This window comes from Neisseria sp. Dent CA1/247 (genome assembly GCF_022870825.1).
GTDB lineage: Bacteria > Pseudomonadota > Gammaproteobacteria > Burkholderiales > Neisseriaceae > Neisseria > Neisseria zoodegmatis.
This window is the reverse complement of sequence record NZ_CP091522.1, coordinates 2,100,965-2,115,770: the sequence shown is the minus strand read 5'-3', so window position 1 is coordinate 2,115,770 and position 14,806 is coordinate 2,100,965. Positions and strand designations below refer to the sequence as shown.

General features: G+C 52.8%; 19 protein-coding genes. 8 read left to right on the top strand and 11 right to left on the bottom strand.

The window, feature by feature from the left end; all coding sequences use genetic code 11:
- Positions 1-70 precede the first annotated feature (70 nt).
- Complete coding sequence (locus LVJ85_RS10400; RefSeq protein WP_244739761.1) at positions 71-730, top strand: MotA/TolQ/ExbB proton channel family protein; 660 nt, start codon at positions 71-73, stop codon at positions 728-730.
- Positions 731-735: 5 nt separating this feature from the next.
- Positions 736-1,170: a biopolymer transporter ExbD gene (locus LVJ85_RS10395; RefSeq protein ID WP_244743180.1), complete on the top strand. Its 435-nt coding sequence runs from the start codon at positions 736-738 to the stop codon at positions 1,168-1,170.
- A 299-nt stretch (positions 1,171-1,469) separates the two neighbouring features.
- On the opposite strand, the gene LVJ85_RS10390 is transcribed toward LVJ85_RS10395, so the two are convergent.
- Complete coding sequence (locus tag LVJ85_RS10390) at positions 1,470-1,934, bottom strand: Rrf2 family transcriptional regulator (protein WP_115134466.1); 465 nt, start codon at positions 1,932-1,934, stop codon at positions 1,470-1,472.
- 89 nt (positions 1,935-2,023) lie between these two features.
- Here LVJ85_RS10390 and LVJ85_RS10385 point away from each other — a divergent pair, with 89 nt between their 5' ends.
- From LVJ85_RS10385 to grxD, 5 genes are all read left to right on the top strand, one after another.
- Positions 2,024-2,389, top strand: coding sequence for a hemerythrin domain-containing protein (locus LVJ85_RS10385; protein WP_244739760.1), 366 nt, complete (start codon positions 2,024-2,026; stop codon positions 2,387-2,389).
- 237 nt (positions 2,390-2,626) lie between these two features.
- On the top strand, positions 2,627-3,781 hold the full coding sequence (locus tag LVJ85_RS10380) for an NnrS family protein (protein WP_085364036.1): 1,155 nt from the start codon (positions 2,627-2,629) through the stop codon (positions 3,779-3,781).
- 135 nt (positions 3,782-3,916) lie between these two features.
- Positions 3,917-4,963, top strand: a complete 1,047-nt coding sequence (gene argC / locus LVJ85_RS10375; RefSeq protein ID WP_244739759.1) for an N-acetyl-gamma-glutamyl-phosphate reductase — start codon at positions 3,917-3,919, stop codon at positions 4,961-4,963.
- Between the two features lie 39 nt (positions 4,964-5,002).
- The gene (locus LVJ85_RS10370) at positions 5,003-5,890 is read left to right on the top strand and encodes a DMT family transporter (protein WP_244739756.1); all 888 of its coding nucleotides are present in this window, start codon (positions 5,003-5,005) and stop codon (positions 5,888-5,890) included.
- A gap of 74 nt (positions 5,891-5,964) precedes the next feature.
- The gene (grxD, locus tag LVJ85_RS10365) at positions 5,965-6,273 is read left to right on the top strand and encodes a Grx4 family monothiol glutaredoxin (protein WP_115134470.1); all 309 of its coding nucleotides are present in this window, start codon (positions 5,965-5,967) and stop codon (positions 6,271-6,273) included.
- An 83-nt stretch (positions 6,274-6,356) separates the two neighbouring features.
- Here grxD and LVJ85_RS10360 read toward each other — a convergent pair whose 3' ends face one another.
- Entirely contained in the window at positions 6,357-7,043 is a 687-nt protein-coding gene (locus LVJ85_RS10360) for a M48 family metallopeptidase (RefSeq protein ID WP_244739754.1), read from the bottom strand.
- A gap of 1 nt (position 7,044) precedes the next feature.
- Positions 7,045-7,224 carry a hypothetical protein gene (locus LVJ85_RS10355; RefSeq protein WP_244739752.1) on the bottom strand — a complete coding sequence of 60 codons (180 nt, stop codon included), beginning with the start codon at positions 7,222-7,224 and terminating at the stop codon, positions 7,045-7,047.
- A 41-nt stretch (positions 7,225-7,265) separates the two neighbouring features.
- On the opposite strand from LVJ85_RS10355, the gene LVJ85_RS10350 reads away from it, so the two are divergent.
- Positions 7,266-7,412 carry a lipoprotein signal peptidase gene (locus LVJ85_RS10350; protein ID WP_370686915.1) on the top strand — a complete coding sequence of 49 codons (147 nt, stop codon included), beginning with the start codon at positions 7,266-7,268 and terminating at the stop codon, positions 7,410-7,412.
- A gap of 5 nt (positions 7,413-7,417) precedes the next feature.
- Here LVJ85_RS10350 and LVJ85_RS10345 read toward each other — a convergent pair whose 3' ends face one another.
- From LVJ85_RS10345 to LVJ85_RS10310, 8 genes are all read right to left on the bottom strand, one after another.
- Positions 7,418-8,152: a 1-acyl-sn-glycerol-3-phosphate acyltransferase gene (locus LVJ85_RS10345; RefSeq protein WP_244739748.1), complete on the bottom strand. Its 735-nt coding sequence runs from the start codon at positions 8,150-8,152 to the stop codon at positions 7,418-7,420.
- Positions 8,153-8,175: 23 nt separating this feature from the next.
- Positions 8,176-8,754 (bottom strand): D-glycero-beta-D-manno-heptose 1,7-bisphosphate 7-phosphatase, encoded by a 579-nt coding sequence (gene gmhB / locus LVJ85_RS10340; RefSeq protein WP_244739747.1) that lies wholly within the window; start codon positions 8,752-8,754, stop codon positions 8,176-8,178.
- A 14-nt stretch (positions 8,755-8,768) separates the two neighbouring features.
- Positions 8,769-9,818, bottom strand: coding sequence for a glycosyltransferase family 4 protein (locus LVJ85_RS10335; protein ID WP_244739745.1), 1,050 nt, complete (start codon positions 9,816-9,818; stop codon positions 8,769-8,771).
- 76 nt (positions 9,819-9,894) lie between these two features.
- A complete protein-coding gene (gene rfbC, locus LVJ85_RS10330) occupies positions 9,895-10,437 on the bottom strand; it encodes a dTDP-4-dehydrorhamnose 3,5-epimerase (protein ID WP_244739743.1) in 543 nt (180 codons plus the stop codon).
- A gap of 84 nt (positions 10,438-10,521) precedes the next feature.
- A complete protein-coding gene (gene rfbA, locus LVJ85_RS10325) occupies positions 10,522-11,403 on the bottom strand; it encodes a glucose-1-phosphate thymidylyltransferase RfbA (protein WP_244739742.1) in 882 nt (293 codons plus the stop codon).
- Positions 11,400-12,464, bottom strand: a complete 1,065-nt coding sequence (gene rffG, locus LVJ85_RS10320) for a dTDP-glucose 4,6-dehydratase (protein WP_244739737.1) — start codon at positions 12,462-12,464, stop codon at positions 11,400-11,402. Before rffG ends, rfbA begins: the two co-directional genes overlap by 4 nt.
- Before the next feature lie 65 nt (positions 12,465-12,529).
- Positions 12,530-13,612 (bottom strand): glycosyltransferase family 9 protein, encoded by a 1,083-nt coding sequence (locus LVJ85_RS10315; RefSeq protein WP_244739732.1) that lies wholly within the window; start codon positions 13,610-13,612, stop codon positions 12,530-12,532.
- Between the two features lie 111 nt (positions 13,613-13,723).
- Entirely contained in the window at positions 13,724-14,803 is a 1,080-nt protein-coding gene (locus LVJ85_RS10310; protein ID WP_244739728.1) for a glycosyltransferase family 9 protein, read from the bottom strand.
- Positions 14,804-14,806 lie beyond the last annotated feature (3 nt).

The window sequence follows — 14,806 nt, the reverse complement described above, 5'->3', positions numbered from 1 at the left end:
TATTCGAAAAAATGGATGCCGGCATAAAAAGCTTCATTAATTTATTTTGTAGTTATTTTTGGAAAGAGTTATGAATTTAAAGTTAATTTTTGAATCGGGCGATGCCGTACTGATTAGTGTATTTTTCTTGCTGCTGTTTATGAGCATTATGACTTGGGTCATCATGATTGTGCGCGGTATCAAGCTGATGCAGGCCAAGAAAGCCAATCAAGCGGTTAAGCCGTTAATTTGGAATGCTAAAAATTTGGATGAAGCCGTGCAGAAAGCGCAGAGCGTTTCTTCTCCGATGAGCGAATTGACCTTGGAAGCGGTACGCGCCCATCAAAATTACCGCAAACACAAAGATACGCAAATTGCTGCTGCCGTGCCTTTAAATGATTATCTGGTAAGACAAATCCGTAACAGCATGAGCCAGATTTTGCGCAAGTTTGACGGCGGCCTGACTGCGTTGGCTTCCGTGGGGGCAACGGCGCCGTTTATCGGCCTGTTTGGTACGGTTTGGGGGATTTACCACGCGTTGATCAACATCAGCGAAAGCGGCCAGATGAGCATTGCAGCGGTGGCAGGCCCCATCGGCGAGGCGTTGGTGGCGACTGCTTTCGGTTTGTTTGTGGCGATTCCCGCTGTATTGGCTTATAACTTTTTGGTGCGCGGCAATAAAACGCTGGCTCAGGATATGGATGCTTTTGCGCACGACTTTCATGTTCAACTGTTGAACAATAAGGATTGATGATTATGGCATTTGGTTCGATGAATTCGGGTGAAGAATCTCCGATGGCCGACATCAACGTTACGCCCTTGGTGGATGTGATGTTGGTATTGCTGATTGTGTTTATGATTACTATGCCTGTGCTGACGCATTCCATTCCTTTGCAACTGCCGACCGCTTCGGAAAATGTTAAACAGGAAACCCAGCCCAAAGAGCCTCTGCGCTTAACGATTGATGCCGACGGCGCGTATTTGCTGGGTGCGGAATCGACGACTAAATTGACGTTGGAAGAGGTAACCGCCAAGTTGAAGCAGGCCAAAGCGGATAATGAAGACACGATTTTGGCGATTGCTGCCGATAAAAGTGTGGAATATGACTTTGTTGCCCAAGCCCTACATTCGGCGCGTGAAGCGGGTATCGGCAAAGTAGGGTTTATTACCGAGACCAAAGCAGGTAACTAAGCGCTGAGTAATCGGTATTTATTTTTAAGGTTTGATTGGAAAAAGGCCGTCTGAAAATAGGATTCAGACGGCCTTTGTTTATGTTGGTTTTCAGCGAAACCCGCTCTGCTCGTTTTGGCGAAGCTCACAAAGTTCGCTTTCAGACGGCCTCAAGCTGTTTCAGGATAAAGAAGAGACGGCATGATGGGTTTGGGTTGCATCAAGGCCGTCTGAAATCATCAAGAATGAATCTTTGTGCAATCGTGAGTGAAACCATTCAATAGCGTTGGAAGCACGGCTTGATAAGGGAACATGCCATTTTAGGCATCTTCGGCCGCTTCGTTTTCTTCAATCAGGTCAACTTTCGGGAAATACAGTAAATCATAGGTGGGTTTGTTGACCAAGTCGGCAAGCGTGAAGCCGTCGAGATAGTTGAGAAACGCGCGAATGCCGCCGCCTAAAATGCCTGCCATGCGGCAGTTGGGGGAAATCATGCACTGGTTGTTGTTGCCCATACACTCAACCAGCTGCATCGGCTCGAGATGGCGGACGACGGTGCCGATGTTGATTTGGTCGGCAGGACGTGCCAAGCGCAGGCCGCCGCCTTTGCCGCGGATGCTGTCGAGAAAGCCGCCTTTTACCAAGGAAGTAACCACTTTCATCAGGTGGCTTTTGGAAATGCCGTAGGTGTCGGCGATGGTGCTGATGTTGACTAAAGCATCATCGTTGATGGCGGTGTAAATCAATACGCGCAGGCCGTAATCGGTGTGCTGGGTCAGATACATAATGATGAATGGCAGGTGAGTTTGACTTTGGGTTGTTATAAGTTTCATAATATATGAAACTTATAAAATAATCCAGCATAGGCACGACCATGAAACCTTTGAAACGCCATCCCGATTTAATCGAACGCTCGCGCGAGCATCATCATACTTTGGCATTGTGTGTGCGGATTTTGCGCGATGCCAAGCAGAACCACCGTGATGATATTGAAACGCACCTGCCTGATTTGTTTGCGCATTTTGCGGCGGAAGAAGCGCAGTTCGCGCCGTATTGGGATAAGCTGGATCCGGCTTTGCGGCAGCGTTTTGAGGCGGAACATGCTTTGCTGCGCGGGCTGGCGGCGGCACCGCAATACGATGATGCGGAGTGGAATACCCGCTTTGCCACGACTTTGCGCGACCATGCGCGTTTTGAAGAGCGTGAACTGTTTCCTGCGCTCGAGCCGTTTTTAGATTGAACTGTTAAAGCCGGAGAGGAAGGTTTTCAGACGGCCTCGGTCTGTATTTGAGGTATGGATTAAATAATGGTTGCTGCTGATTAAGGCTGATACGCGTTAAGACTTTTGTAGGATGGCCGTCTGAAAAATAGTTTGGCAAGGTAGGCGGCAATTTTTTGGACGCAGCTGCTTGATGCTTTTCCGGCATTTCGGTATGTGAAGATCACTGGATAAAAACTTATATAAAAGGAACTTACCATGAAAACCTTGTTTTCCCATCCTGTGTGGGCAATGGCTTTCCGCCCGTTTTATGCGTTGGCGGCTGTGTTTGGCGCCGTGTCGATATTGCTGTGGGGGTTCGGTTATCAGGGTACGGCGGATATGCCCTCGTTTTACTGGCACGCGCATGAAATGATTTGGGGTTATGCCGGTGCGGTGGTGGTGGGTTTTCTGCTGACGGCGGTTGCAACGTGGACCGGCCGGCCGCCTACGCGCGGTGCGGCTTTGTTTGGCTTGACAGCCTGCTGGCTGCTGGCGCGCATTGCGATGTATTTTCCGCACGGCGCGGCAGTCAGCGGGGTGTTGGGAACGCTGTTTTTCGGGTATGCGGCGGTGTGTATGGCGATTCCGGTGGTCGAAAGCAAAAATTCGCGCAACTATATTGCCGTGGTGGCGCTGGCGGTGTTCGGCCTTACCCATGCTGTGTTTCATCTCTATCTGGAGCCTTTTCAGGCGGCGGCGCTGCTGAACGGTATGCTGGCGGGTTTGATCATGGTGGCCGGTTTTATCGGCTTGGTGGGGATGCGGATTATGCCGTTTTTCACAGCCAAGCGTTTGGGCATTCCGCAGGTGTCTTCGCCGATGTGGGTGGCTTTGTCGGCTTTGGTGCTGCCTATGTTGGCGGCGGTGCTGATGCTTTTTCAGACGGCCTTTACGCTGGTGGGGCTGTGTGCGTTTGCCGCGGGCGTGGTTAATTTGGTGCAGCTGTTCCGTTGGTGGCACAAGCAGGTGCTGCGCGAGCCGATGTTGTGGATTTTGTTTGCAGGCTATCTGTTTACGGCGCTGGGCTTGATGGTGGTGGGCGTGGCGCAATGGGTGCCGGTTTATCTGAGTTTGGGGGCGCACTTGATCGGCGTGGGCGGCATCGGTTTGCTGACGGTGGGCATGATGGCGCGGACGGCGCTCGGCCACACGGGGCATCCGATTTATCCGGCGCCTTCGCCAATGACTTTGGCGTTTTGGCTGATGGTGGGGGCAACGCTGGTGCGCGCACTGGCGGCTTTTGTGGGCGGTACGGCTTATACGCACAGCATCCGCTTGTCGGCCGCTTTGTTTGCCGCGTCGTTGTTGCTGTATGCGTGGCGGTATATTCCGTGGCTGACGGCGCCGCGGGCGGACGGCAAACCGGGCTAACGTGTGCTTGAGTTTCCGTTTGAACATGAGGCCGTCTGAAAAAATAAAACAGCCTGAGCCAATCTTTTCAGACGGCCTGTTTGCGCTTAAACTGGCGCCTTGATAAAAACACCTTGTAATAAGTAGAGGAACATCATGTCGCATCAAAAAATAAAAGCAGGTATTGTCGGCGCAACCGGTTACACAGGCGTGGAATTGCTGCGTTTGCTTTCCGGCCATCCGCATGTTGAGGTTTGCGCGGTAACCAGCCGCAGCGAGGCAGGCATTCCGGTGGCCGATTATTTCCCCAGCCTGCGCGGTGTGTATGACTTGGTGTTCCAAACGCCCGACGATGCCGACTTGGCCGCGTGCGACGTGGTGTTTTTCGCCACGCCCAACGGCGTAGCCATGAAAGAAGCGCCGGAATTGCTGGCCAAGGGTGTACGCGTGGTCGATTTGTCGGCCGACTACCGCATCAAAGACATTCCCACTTGGGAAAAGTGGTACGGCATGACGCACGCCAGCCCCGAAACAGTGGCCGGGGCGGTGTACGGTTTGAGCGAGATGAACCGCGCCGAAGTGGCGAAAGCGCGTTTGGTGGCCAACCCCGGCTGCTATCCGACCTGCGTTTCGTTGGCCTTGCTGCCCTTGTTGAAAGCAGGCCGTCTGAAAGAAAACATGCCGCTGATTGCCGACTGCAAATCCGGCGTGTCGGGCGCGGGGCGCAAGGCCAACGTGGGTACGCTGCTGTGCGAGGCGGGCGACAACTTCAAAGCCTACGGCGTGGGCGGACACCGCCATTTGCCCGAAATCAAGCAAACCATTAGCGGCCTGCAAAGCGGTATCGCCGACGGGCTGGTGTTTGTGCCGCACCTTACGCCGATGATACGCGGCATGCAGGCCACTATGTATGTGCATCTGAAAGACGGCACCAACCCGCACGATATCTTGAGCGGTTTTTACCGTGACAGCGCGTTTGTGGACATCATGCCTGCGGGCAGCACGCCGGAAACCCGCAGCGTGCGCGGGGCGAACCTCTGCCGCATCAGCGTGCAGCAGGCGCCGCAAAGCGACGTGTGGATTGTGTTGTCGGTGATTGACAATCTGGTGAAAGGCGCGGCCGGCCAAGCCGTGCAGAATATGAACATCATGCTTGGTTTTGAAGAAAACGCAGGCTTGGGTAACGCGCCGCTGCTGCCGTAACCCGCATGACGTTTTGCCCACTTTGATTCCCGGCCCGTTATGTCGAAACCTTCCCTGCTGAAAAACCTGCCGTTTCTGCTCACCCCGCCGCTGTTATGGGCGGGGAACGTGATTGTGGCGCGGGCGGTGCGTAACGATATTCCGCCGTTTACCTTGTCGTTTGGGCGGTGGGTAATTTCGCTGCTGATTCTGCTGCCGTTTGCTTGGGCGGCGATGCGGCGCGATAAGGCGCTGTATTTCCAGCACAAAAAAATGATCGCGGCAACGGCACTCACAGGCATTGCCGCGTTTAACACGCTGGTGTACGCAGGCTTGCACACAACCACCAGCACCAACGCTTTGCTGCTCAATTCGTGCATTCCCGTGTTGATTATGCTGATAGGCGCGGTGTTTTACGGGCAGTGGCTGAACCGTTTTCAGACGGCGGGGTTGCTGCTGTCGCTGTCGGGCGTGTTGGTGGTCGTGTTGCAGGGCCGCGTGGACAATCTTGTGGCGCTGCGTTTTCACCCCGGCGATTTATGGGTGTTTGCCGCGGCGGTGTGTTGGGCGTTTTACACGCTGTGGATGAAGAGAATACCGGCAGAAATCAACCGCACGGGTTTGACCGCCGTGCAGATTATGCTGGGCTTGCTGGTATTGTTGCCTTTGTGGTGGTGGGAGCAGGCCGGCGGCGCGGCGGTAAATTGGAACCTGCGTTCGCTGGCGGGGTTTGCCTATGTGGGCATTTTCCCTTCCGTGGTGGCTTATTTATGCTACACCGCCGCCATCGCCCGCTTGGGCGCGGTGGGCGCGGGCTTGAGCATTTATCTGATGCCCGTATTCGGCACGCTGCTGGCGGTAACGCTCTTGGGCGAGACGTTGCAGGTGTATCATGTGGCGGGCATCGCGGCGATTTTCGGCGGCATTATGCTGAGCAACCGCAAATAAGCTTAACGTATCTTTTTTCAAACCGCGTATAATGCGGGCGTTTAATCGTTTTATTTTTAGAGTCAGGAATCGAGATGAGCATTCAAGATCAAATCAAAGAAGTCGTAACCACCCACCGTGTCGTGCTGTTTATGAAAGGCACCAAGCAGTTTCCGCAATGCGGCTTTTCTTCGCGTGCGGTGCAGATTCTTCAGGCCGCGGGCTGTGAAGATTTTGTAACGGTAAACGTGTTGGAAAACGACGCGGTGCGCCAAGGCATTAAAGAATACAGCAACTGGCCGACCATTCCCCAACTGTATGTAAACGGCGAGTTTCTCGGCGGTTCGGACATCATGATGGAAATGTACGAAGCGGGCGAGTTGCAAGAGGCGCTGAAAGCTTAATACGCCGATGGTTTGAATCATCGGATTGGAGGCCGTCTGAAAAGTTTTTCAGACGGCCTCTGTGTATTTGGGCGCAGGATAGCTTAATCCAGCAAAAACAGCTCGTTGCCGTGTTGCTTCAGCCATTGCTTGGCATCGGCGGTATGGGGCGTGTGGCGGTTGACCAGCGCCCAAAAGCGCGGGCTGTGGTCGGGATGGGGAAGGTGGCAGAGTTCGTGGACGCACACATAGTCGATCACGAAATCGGGCGCGCCGATCAAACGCCAGTTCAGACGGATGCCGGTGCGCCGTCGGCATACGCCCCAAAAGGTTTTGGCGTTGCTGAGGGCGGTGGCGGCGGGGAAGAGTTGCAGGGCGTGGGCGTGTTGCTGCAAACGCGGCAGCAGGGTTTCGGCGGCGCGTTCGGTGAGGAAGCGGCGCAAATGCGTTTTTTGCTGCGCCCACGGTTGTTCCGGCAGCAGAAAGTGCGGCGGTTGGTGGCTGATGTGGTGTTGCGCGTGGGTGTGGAGCTGGTGGTGTTCGCCGCGATACCAAATCCGTTCGGGCGTGGTTTGCGACGTGGTCACAGGCGGCGCGTGATGGAGGGTGCGGAGAATCAGCGGTTCGTTGTGTTGCAGCCACTGACGCAGCTGCCGTTCGCTCAGATAGGGCGGGATGTTGATGCGGATAGCGGTTGCCGACAGCGGCCGCAAAATGATGTTTTTCTTGGCGCTGCGTTTCAGATGGAGCGTGATGTCGAGGCCGTCTGAAAGGGTGTGGGCAAGCTGCATGTCAAATCAGGCCGAGATAGTGGAGCGCGCAGCCGATAATCACGGCGGCTCCGGCGGCAAGCAGGGCGGCGCGGGTGTTGGCCGACACGCCTGCGTCGCGCAGGCCGCGGTTGAAATAGGCTCCGCCGATCAGGGTAACCAGCAGGGCGAAAATGAGGGCGGAATAGGTGTCGCTGTTCATATGGTTTATATGATGTTAAGTTGGCTTTGAGGCTGAGACCTTTGCAAAACCTCCATCTGCGGCGCATTTCTGCGTTGTGCGCTGCTCGCTCGTTTGCCTATCTATATGATATGTCTGCACTCGCTGCGCTGCTACGCCTTGAACTGCATCCACATCTGAGGGTTTTGCAAAGGTCTCAGGCCGTCTGAAACTTTCAGACGGCCTTTTTGGCGGCAAACGGCCCGGCACCGTCGATTTTTTCCTGTTGGCTTTCAATCCAGTTTTCACATTGCTTCATCAATTCTTCAGCCGTGCCGCTGTCGTAGGCGACGGGCTTGCCGATCACAACGGTAACTTCGCCCGGGTATTTCAAAAACGAATTGCGCGGCCAGAATTCGCCGCTGTTGAGGGCGACGGGCACTAAGTCCATTTCAAACATCTGCGCCATGCGTGCGCCGCCGAGTTTGTATTTGCCGCGCGTGCCCGGCGGCAGGCGTGTGCCTTCGGGGAAGATGGTGATCCAGAAGCCTTCTTTTTTCCGCGCCATGCCTTGTTCCATCAGCTGGCGGTTGGCTTGGGTGCGGTTGCTGCGGTCTATGCCTATGGTTTTGGCGAGTTTCAAGCCCCAGCCGAAGAAGGGCAGTTTGAACAGCTCTTTTTTCGCCACGAAAACGTGCAGCGGAAAGATTTCCTGAAAGGCGAGCGTTTCCCAGCCCGATTGGTGTTTGCTGCAAATAATCGACGGGCGGTCGGGAATGTTTTCACGGCCGATCACGCGGTATTTGAGGCCGATGATGTGCTTGAGCATCCACACCAAAATCAGCGCCCATGCCCGCCCGACGTGATTGGCGCCTTTGGGAATCAGGGCGATGGGGATGATTAGGGTGAACATCGGCGGGGTAATCAATACCAATACCAGCCAGTAAATCAGGTTGCGGATATAGAGCATCGGGAGCTTTCTTTAACGGGTTTTCAGACGGCCTTCTCTTCCGCCGCTTGCTTGCGTGCGTTTTCCTGCATCAGATATTGGGAAAACGCGAGCAGGTTGTCGAAAATTTGGGTGTTTTCGGGCAAATCGTCGCCTTGGTTTTCCAGCGTTTTTTTGCCTTTGCCGGTCAGCACCAGCGCGGATTTTCCGCCGACCGCGTCAATCGCCTGCAAATCGCGCAGGCTGTCGCCCACCAGCCAAGTTTCGGCGGCATTGGCGTTGAAACGCTCGATGATGTCGATAATCATGCCGGGCTTGGGTTTGCGGCAGTCGCAGTTGTCGTCGGCAAGATGCGGGCAAAACCAGATGCCGTCGATTTTACCTCCGGCCTGTTGTACCAAACGGTGCATTTTGGTGTGCATTTCGGTCAGGTCTTGCACGGTGAAGAATTTGCGGCCGATGCCGGATTGGTTGGTGGCCACGGCGATGGTGTAGCCCGCTTCGGCGAGAAACGCAATCGCGTCCATGCTGCCTTCGATGGGCACCCATTCGTCGACGGATTTTACGAAGTCGTCGCGGTCGTGGTTAATCACGCCGTCGCGGTCGAGAATAATCAGTTTCATGCGTGCGATACCTTTCAGACGGCCTCAAGCATGGCTTGAAGCTCGGTAATGTGCTGTTCTAAAGAGGGATTGTAAGTTAATGCCTGTTGCGGGTCGGCCAGTTTGTGCGTGCCGCTTTGTTTGAGGGCGACGGCTTGTTCCACGGCGGCGGCCAGTGTTTCGGGACGGGCACGCGAGAAGAAGAAACCGGCATGGTCGTTCATCACTTCCGTGCAGGCCATGTTGTCGGACAACACCACGCGCGTGCCGCTCAATACCGATTCCACGCCCACCAGCCCGAACGGTTCGTAGAGCGAGGCCATGATGGTGTAATCCGCCGCTCGGTAAAGCACGGGCATGTTTTTGCAGAAACCGAGTTCGATGACATTGTTCATCGGGCGGGGCAGCGGCGAACCGGCTACGGCAAGTTTAACCGGCAAACGGGTGTGCTCGAAAAAGTTTGCCAGCATGTCCAAGCCTTTGCGTTTGTGGCCGGTGGAGGGGAAGAGGAACACGGTTTCGTTTTCGCCAAAGCCGTATTTGCGGCGGAGGTTGGCGGTTTCTTCGGGCACGGGGAAGAAGCGTTGCATGTCGGCGGGCGGATACACCACGCGGATTTTGTCGGGGTTCACGCCATAGAGTTCGACCAGCTCGCGCTGCATCAAAGCGGAATGCGCCATGATGGATTTGGCGGTGCGGTAATTGGTGCGGTTGCGGCGGATGGTGAGTTTGTCGAGCAGGGTGGCTTGCTGCTGCATTCCGCGCAAATAGCCCAGATGCGTGCCGCCGCAGACGAAAATATCGGCGTGGTCGCTGGGATTGCAGGCGATCAGCCGTTCACCGCTTCGGCGCAGTTTCTGCAACTGGCGCGCAAAGAAAAACGGGCGCAGTTTTTTGGGAATGCGCTTTTGGTTGACGGTTTGCGCGTCGATTTGCGCGTATTCGGGCAGGGAAGTGTCGAACCTCGAAGCGTAAACGCGCACCGGTATGTTTTGTGCGGCCAGCGCGCGGACGATATCGAAGGTGTAGCTTTCCATGCCGCCGCCGCGGTTGAAACGGTTGATGCTGATGGCGATGGGGTTCATAGGGTTCAAAATGATTAAAATAACTTTTCAGACGGCCTCAGAGCGGATGAGGCCGTCTGAAAAGGGAAGATCGACATTATTCAAAAACAACGGCTTGGGTAAGCGTTTTGCCGGCCGCATCTTTGGCCGACAGTTGCGGCTCGCCCGTGAGCGGCCAGCGGATATTCACCGACGGGTCGTTCCACAGCAGGCAATGCTCGGCCTGCGGGTTGTAGTAATCGGTGCATTTATACACGAATTCCGCGCCGTCTCCCAGTACATAAAAGCCGTGGGCAAAGCCTTCCGGCACCCACAGTTGGCGTTTGTTGTCGGCAGACAAAACCGCGCCGGCCCAGCAGCCGAAAGTGGGGGACGCGCGGCGCAAGTCCACCGCCACGTCAAACACGCTGCCCGCCACCACCCGCACGAGCTTGCCTTGCGTGTTTTCGGTTTGGTAGTGCAGCCCGCGCAAAACGCCCGCCGCGGATTTGGAATGGTTTTCCTGCACAAACGTGTGGTCGCAAACATTTTCCCGAAACCATTGGTCGCGGAAGGTTTCCATAAAAAAGCCGCGCTCGTCGCCGAATACTTGCGGCTCGAGGATTTTCACGTCGGGTATGGCGGTGGCGATGATGTTCATATCGGTGTGGTCGGTTTGGATTTTCAGACGGCCTTATCTGTATGAGGCCGTCTGAAAAATCATGTCTGCGGCCCGGTTGCCTGTTCAAGAGCCATGTTCGCGGCTTTCCAATAAACGCAATAAATAGCGGCCGTAATCGTTTTTGCACATGGGGGCGGCCAGGGCTTCGAGTTGGCCGTCTGAAAGCCAGCCGTTGCGCCAGGCGATTTCTTCCAAGCAGGCGATTTGCAGGTTTTGCAGGTGTTCCACCGTTTTCACAAACGAGGCGGCTTCGTGCAGGCTTTCGTGCGTGCCGGTGTCCAGCCAAGCGAAGCCGCGGCCTAAAAGCTGTACGTTGAGCGAGCCGTCTTCCAAATACATTTGATTGATGCTGGTGATTTCCAGTTCGCCCCTTTCAGACGGCCTCACTTGTTTGGCGAAACCGACTACACGGTTGTCGTAGAAATACAGGCCGGTAACCGCCCAGTCGGATTTGGGCTTTTGCGGTTTTTCTTCGATAGACAAGGCTTTGAACTGCTTGTCGAATTCTACTACGCCGAAACGCTCGGGATTTTTCGCCTGATAAGCAAAAACCGTTGCCCCCGATTCACGCGCGGCGGCTTGTTGCAAGGTTTGGGTAAACGATTGGCCGTAAAAAATATTGTCGCCCAACACCAAGCATACTTTATCGCTGCCGATAAAGGTTTCGCCGATGATGAAAGCCTGCGCCAAACCGTCGGGGCTGGGCTGTTCGGCGTAATCAATGCGGATGCCGAAATCGGAGCCGTCTCCCAAAAGGCGGCGGAAAGCGGCGTTGTCTTCGGGCGTGGTAATCACCAATACATCGCGGATTCCGGCCAGCATCAAAACCGATAAAGGGTAATAAATCATCGGTTTGTTGTACACGGGCAAAAGCTGCTTGGATACGCCGCGTGTAATCGGGTAAAGCCGAGTGCCTGATCCGCCTGCGAGAATAATCCCTTTCATTTTGCCGCTCCCAAGCGTTCGAGCCGGTAGGAGCCGTCGAGCACATGCTGCCACCAGCTGCGGTTGTTTAAATACCATGCTACGGTTTGGCGGATGCCGGATTCGAAGGTTTCTTGCGGTGTCCAGCCAAGCTCGCGGCTGATTTTCGAGGCGTCTATCGCATAACGCGCGTCGTGCCCGGGGCGGTCGTCCACAAAGGTAATCAAGTCGCGATAGGCTGCGACGCCCGCGGGTTTTTGCGGCATCAATTCTTCGAGCAGCGTGCAGATGGTTTCAACAACTTCGAGGTTGGTTTTTTCGTTGTGGCCGCCGATGTTATACGTTTCGCCCACTTTTCCCTGTGTGATGACGGTATATAACGCCCGCGCATGATCTTCGACAAACAGCCAGTCGCGGATTTGCAGGCCGTTGCCGTACACGGGCAGAGGCTTGCCGCCGATGGTATTTAAAATCATCAGCGGAATCAGCTTTTCGGGAAATTGATACGGCCCGTAGTTGTTGGAGCAGTTGGTAATCAAGGTAGGCAGGCCGTAAGTGCGCCGCCACGCCCGTACCAAGTGATCGCTGGATGCTTTGGAAGCGGAATAGGGGCTGCTGGGCGCATAAGGCGTGGTTTCGGTAAACAAATCGTCGGTGCCGTGCAAATCGCCATACACTTCGTCTGTGGAAATGTGATGAAAACGGAACGACGCCTGTTTTTCAGACGGCATGTTTTGCCAATATGCCCGCGCTGCTTCCAACAAGGTATAAGTGCCGACGATATTGGTTTCAATAAACGCCGCCGGCCCGTCGATAGAGCGGTCGACATGGCTTTCCGCCGCCAAGTGCATCACCGCATCCGGTTGGTGTGTGCTGAAAATCCGCTCAAGCGCCGCACGGTCGCCAATATCGGCATGTTCAAACATATAGCGCGGGTTGTCTGCCACGGATGCTAAGGATTCAAGATTGCCGGCATAAGTCAGCTTATCAAGATTCACCACACTGTCTCGAGTGTGGTTGATGATATGGCGGATAACTGCGGAGCCTATAAAGCCGGCACCGCCGGTAATGAGGAGTTTCATGTTTAAATTGCCGGCACCTTAGATAAATCAAGTTTGCTTAATCAAATGATTTAATTATAGAAAATTTACGGTTTGGCTGCTTCACTTTCTTGAAAGCGGGCATTCATCCAAGTAATAGCTTCCGCTAACGGAAAGTGGCGGGTTTCTTTCGATGGCGCAAGCAAATCGGAAACAACCATGAAACTCGGTACATCTTTATGGTGCATCGGATACCATTTGCTGATGTTGGCAGGATTATTGGCATAAAAACCCAACAGAGGCTTTTTAAAGGCGCAAGCTAAATGCACAGTGCCGCTGTCCACACAAATTGCCATATCAGACGAAGCAACCAGCGACAGGTATTGGGATAAACTGGTTTCGGGCGAGAGATTCAAACATATGTCTTTACGGCATAGGCTTTTTAATTCTTCCAAATAAGCTTGGCTGTTGCGGGTGTTGCATAAGACGAATTGTGCTTGAGCGATGTGCTTCGGGTCGCAGCCGTTTAAAAGCCCGGCCAATTCACTAGCCGGAATACACCGGCTTTCTTCACTGCCTTGTGGTGCAAGAAGAATGCGGTATTTTTTATCATACCCGTTTAACCAATAAGAATCCGCCTCGCGCAAGGTTTGAGGGCTCAATTCCAAAGAAACATCGGGTTCGCCGACGGGAAAGTATTGGTTAAATATGGAGGTTGTTAAATAGGTGGCAATGTGGGCGTTGGGAGGCGGCGGGCAATGGAAGTCGTAGTTTTTCACATTATCGGCGTTGTAATATTTTTTGTTGCCTTTGCCGAAAATAATGTTGATATCGGGCGCCAGCAGACCGGTTTTGATGATGTGCGTGCTGTTGTAGGTTTCGTAAAAATCGAGGTGTACTTGCCACTTTTTTCTATTTTTCAGGCAAGTGGTAAATGAATCGTCCAATAAAACATCTATCAAGCGGCAACATTGATAGATGGGCAGGCTGCGGGCATTGGTGAATACACCGATTTTGCAATGGGGGTAGAGGGTTTTGAGCTGGCGGATGTAGGCAATATGCGCAACCGTATCGCCTACGGAATGCCCCATCGGCCTGATCAAAACGGAAGATACATTCTTGAAGTTAAAGTTTACATTCGGTTTTTTATTGGCAAAAACACGAAGAATGAGGTTTTTAAAGAGTGACATGAAAGTTGTTGCTTCTTTTATTTTGGTAGCGTTTATATTTTAAGTTTTGCTTAACATATAAATGCTACCTTTTCTAAATATTTAAGACTTTTTGTTTATCTGATTAAATCGTTATGCCGAAGCTTTTTGTTGTTGTAAGCAGTTTTTTATTTGTTGATTCAGCCAACTCTTTGCTTCATCCAATGGGAAATTATGTGTTTTTTCCGTTTCGGCGGTAACCATTAAAAATGGCACGCCTTGATTGGGAAGGGGATGCCACATCTTAAGGTTTTTAGGTAAGTTGGCATAAAAAGCCAATAACGGTCTGTTGAATGCACAAGCCAAGTGGACTGTGCCGCTGTCAACGCATATGGCAATATCAGCAGAGGCGGTTAGAGCCAAATATTCTTTTAGGGAAGTTTTAGGCGCCAGAGATAGGGAAATATCGGGCGGACACAGCTGTTTCAGTTGTGCGAAATAAGGCTCGCTGAATTTAGAATTGCATAAAACAAATTCCACTTGATTCAATAATTCGGGAGGGCAGTTGTTTAAGAGTTCTGCCAAATCTTCTTCCGGAATACACCGTTTGGGGTCGCTTCCTTGCGGCGCAAGCAAAACGCGGATTTTTTGCTTTGCGGCATCAGGCCAAAGGGATATGGCTTTGGTTAATTCATGGTTGGGAATTTCGAGATGGAATTTACTTTTTTCTAAAGGAATATGTCTTACAAATTCCGAAGTAAGCAAGCGGTCGGCGATATGGTTTTCAGGCGGTGGGGGGCAATGAAAGTCATAATTGAGCACATTGTTGAGGCTATAGTATTTTTTGGCGCGCTTCTCAAACACCATGATCAGTTCGGGTGCTAATAGGGAGTCGCCAATAATGTGCATGCTGGTAAAAGATGCGTAAAAATCCAATAAAACCTGCCACTTTTTTCTATTTTTTAAATAGCTGGCCGGTTTGTCTTCAAGTAATTCATCAATTTCTTCGCAACATTTAAACACATCCCTGTTTCTGTCGGTTGTAAACATGCCGATGCGGCAATTGGGATAGGCTTTTTTGAGTTGGCGGGCGTAATTAATGTGGGCAACAGCATCTCCGACAGCATCTCCGATAGGGCGAATCAGAATGGATTGAACATTTTTAAAATCAAAGTCTTGGTTTTTCTTTTTATTTGCAAATAACCTAATAACTAATTTTTTAGATAAATGCATAAT

Coding starts and splice junctions, on each gene's coding strand:
- LVJ85_RS10400 (WP_244739761.1), top strand. CDS start 71: ATGAATTTAAAGTTAATTTTTGAATCGGGCGATGCCGTACTGATTAGT.
- LVJ85_RS10395 (WP_244743180.1), top strand. CDS start 736: ATGGCATTTGGTTCGATGAATTCGGGTGAAGAATCTCCGATGGCCGAC.
- LVJ85_RS10390 (WP_115134466.1), bottom strand. CDS start 1,934: ATGTATCTGACCCAGCACACCGATTACGGCCTGCGCGTATTGATTTAC.
- LVJ85_RS10385 (WP_244739760.1), top strand. CDS start 2,024: ATGAAACCTTTGAAACGCCATCCCGATTTAATCGAACGCTCGCGCGAG.
- LVJ85_RS10380 (WP_085364036.1), top strand. CDS start 2,627: ATGAAAACCTTGTTTTCCCATCCTGTGTGGGCAATGGCTTTCCGCCCG.
- argC (WP_244739759.1), top strand. CDS start 3,917: ATGTCGCATCAAAAAATAAAAGCAGGTATTGTCGGCGCAACCGGTTAC.
- LVJ85_RS10370 (WP_244739756.1), top strand. CDS start 5,003: ATGTCGAAACCTTCCCTGCTGAAAAACCTGCCGTTTCTGCTCACCCCG.
- grxD (WP_115134470.1), top strand. CDS start 5,965: ATGAGCATTCAAGATCAAATCAAAGAAGTCGTAACCACCCACCGTGTC.
- LVJ85_RS10360 (WP_244739754.1), bottom strand. CDS start 7,043: ATGCAGCTTGCCCACACCCTTTCAGACGGCCTCGACATCACGCTCCAT.
- LVJ85_RS10355 (WP_244739752.1), bottom strand. CDS start 7,224: ATGAACAGCGACACCTATTCCGCCCTCATTTTCGCCCTGCTGGTTACC.
- LVJ85_RS10345 (WP_244739748.1), bottom strand. CDS start 8,152: ATGCTCTATATCCGCAACCTGATTTACTGGCTGGTATTGGTATTGATT.
- gmhB (WP_244739747.1), bottom strand. CDS start 8,754: ATGAAACTGATTATTCTCGACCGCGACGGCGTGATTAACCACGACCGC.
- LVJ85_RS10335 (WP_244739745.1), bottom strand. CDS start 9,818: ATGAACCCCATCGCCATCAGCATCAACCGTTTCAACCGCGGCGGCGGC.
- rfbC (WP_244739743.1), bottom strand. CDS start 10,437: ATGAACATCATCGCCACCGCCATACCCGACGTGAAAATCCTCGAGCCG.
- rfbA (WP_244739742.1), bottom strand. CDS start 11,403: ATGAAAGGGATTATTCTCGCAGGCGGATCAGGCACTCGGCTTTACCCG.
- rffG (WP_244739737.1), bottom strand. CDS start 12,464: ATGAAACTCCTCATTACCGGCGGTGCCGGCTTTATAGGCTCCGCAGTT.
- LVJ85_RS10315 (WP_244739732.1), bottom strand. CDS start 13,612: ATGTCACTCTTTAAAAACCTCATTCTTCGTGTTTTTGCCAATAAAAAA.
- LVJ85_RS10310 (WP_244739728.1), bottom strand. CDS start 14,803: ATGCATTTATCTAAAAAATTAGTTATTAGGTTATTTGCAAATAAAAAG.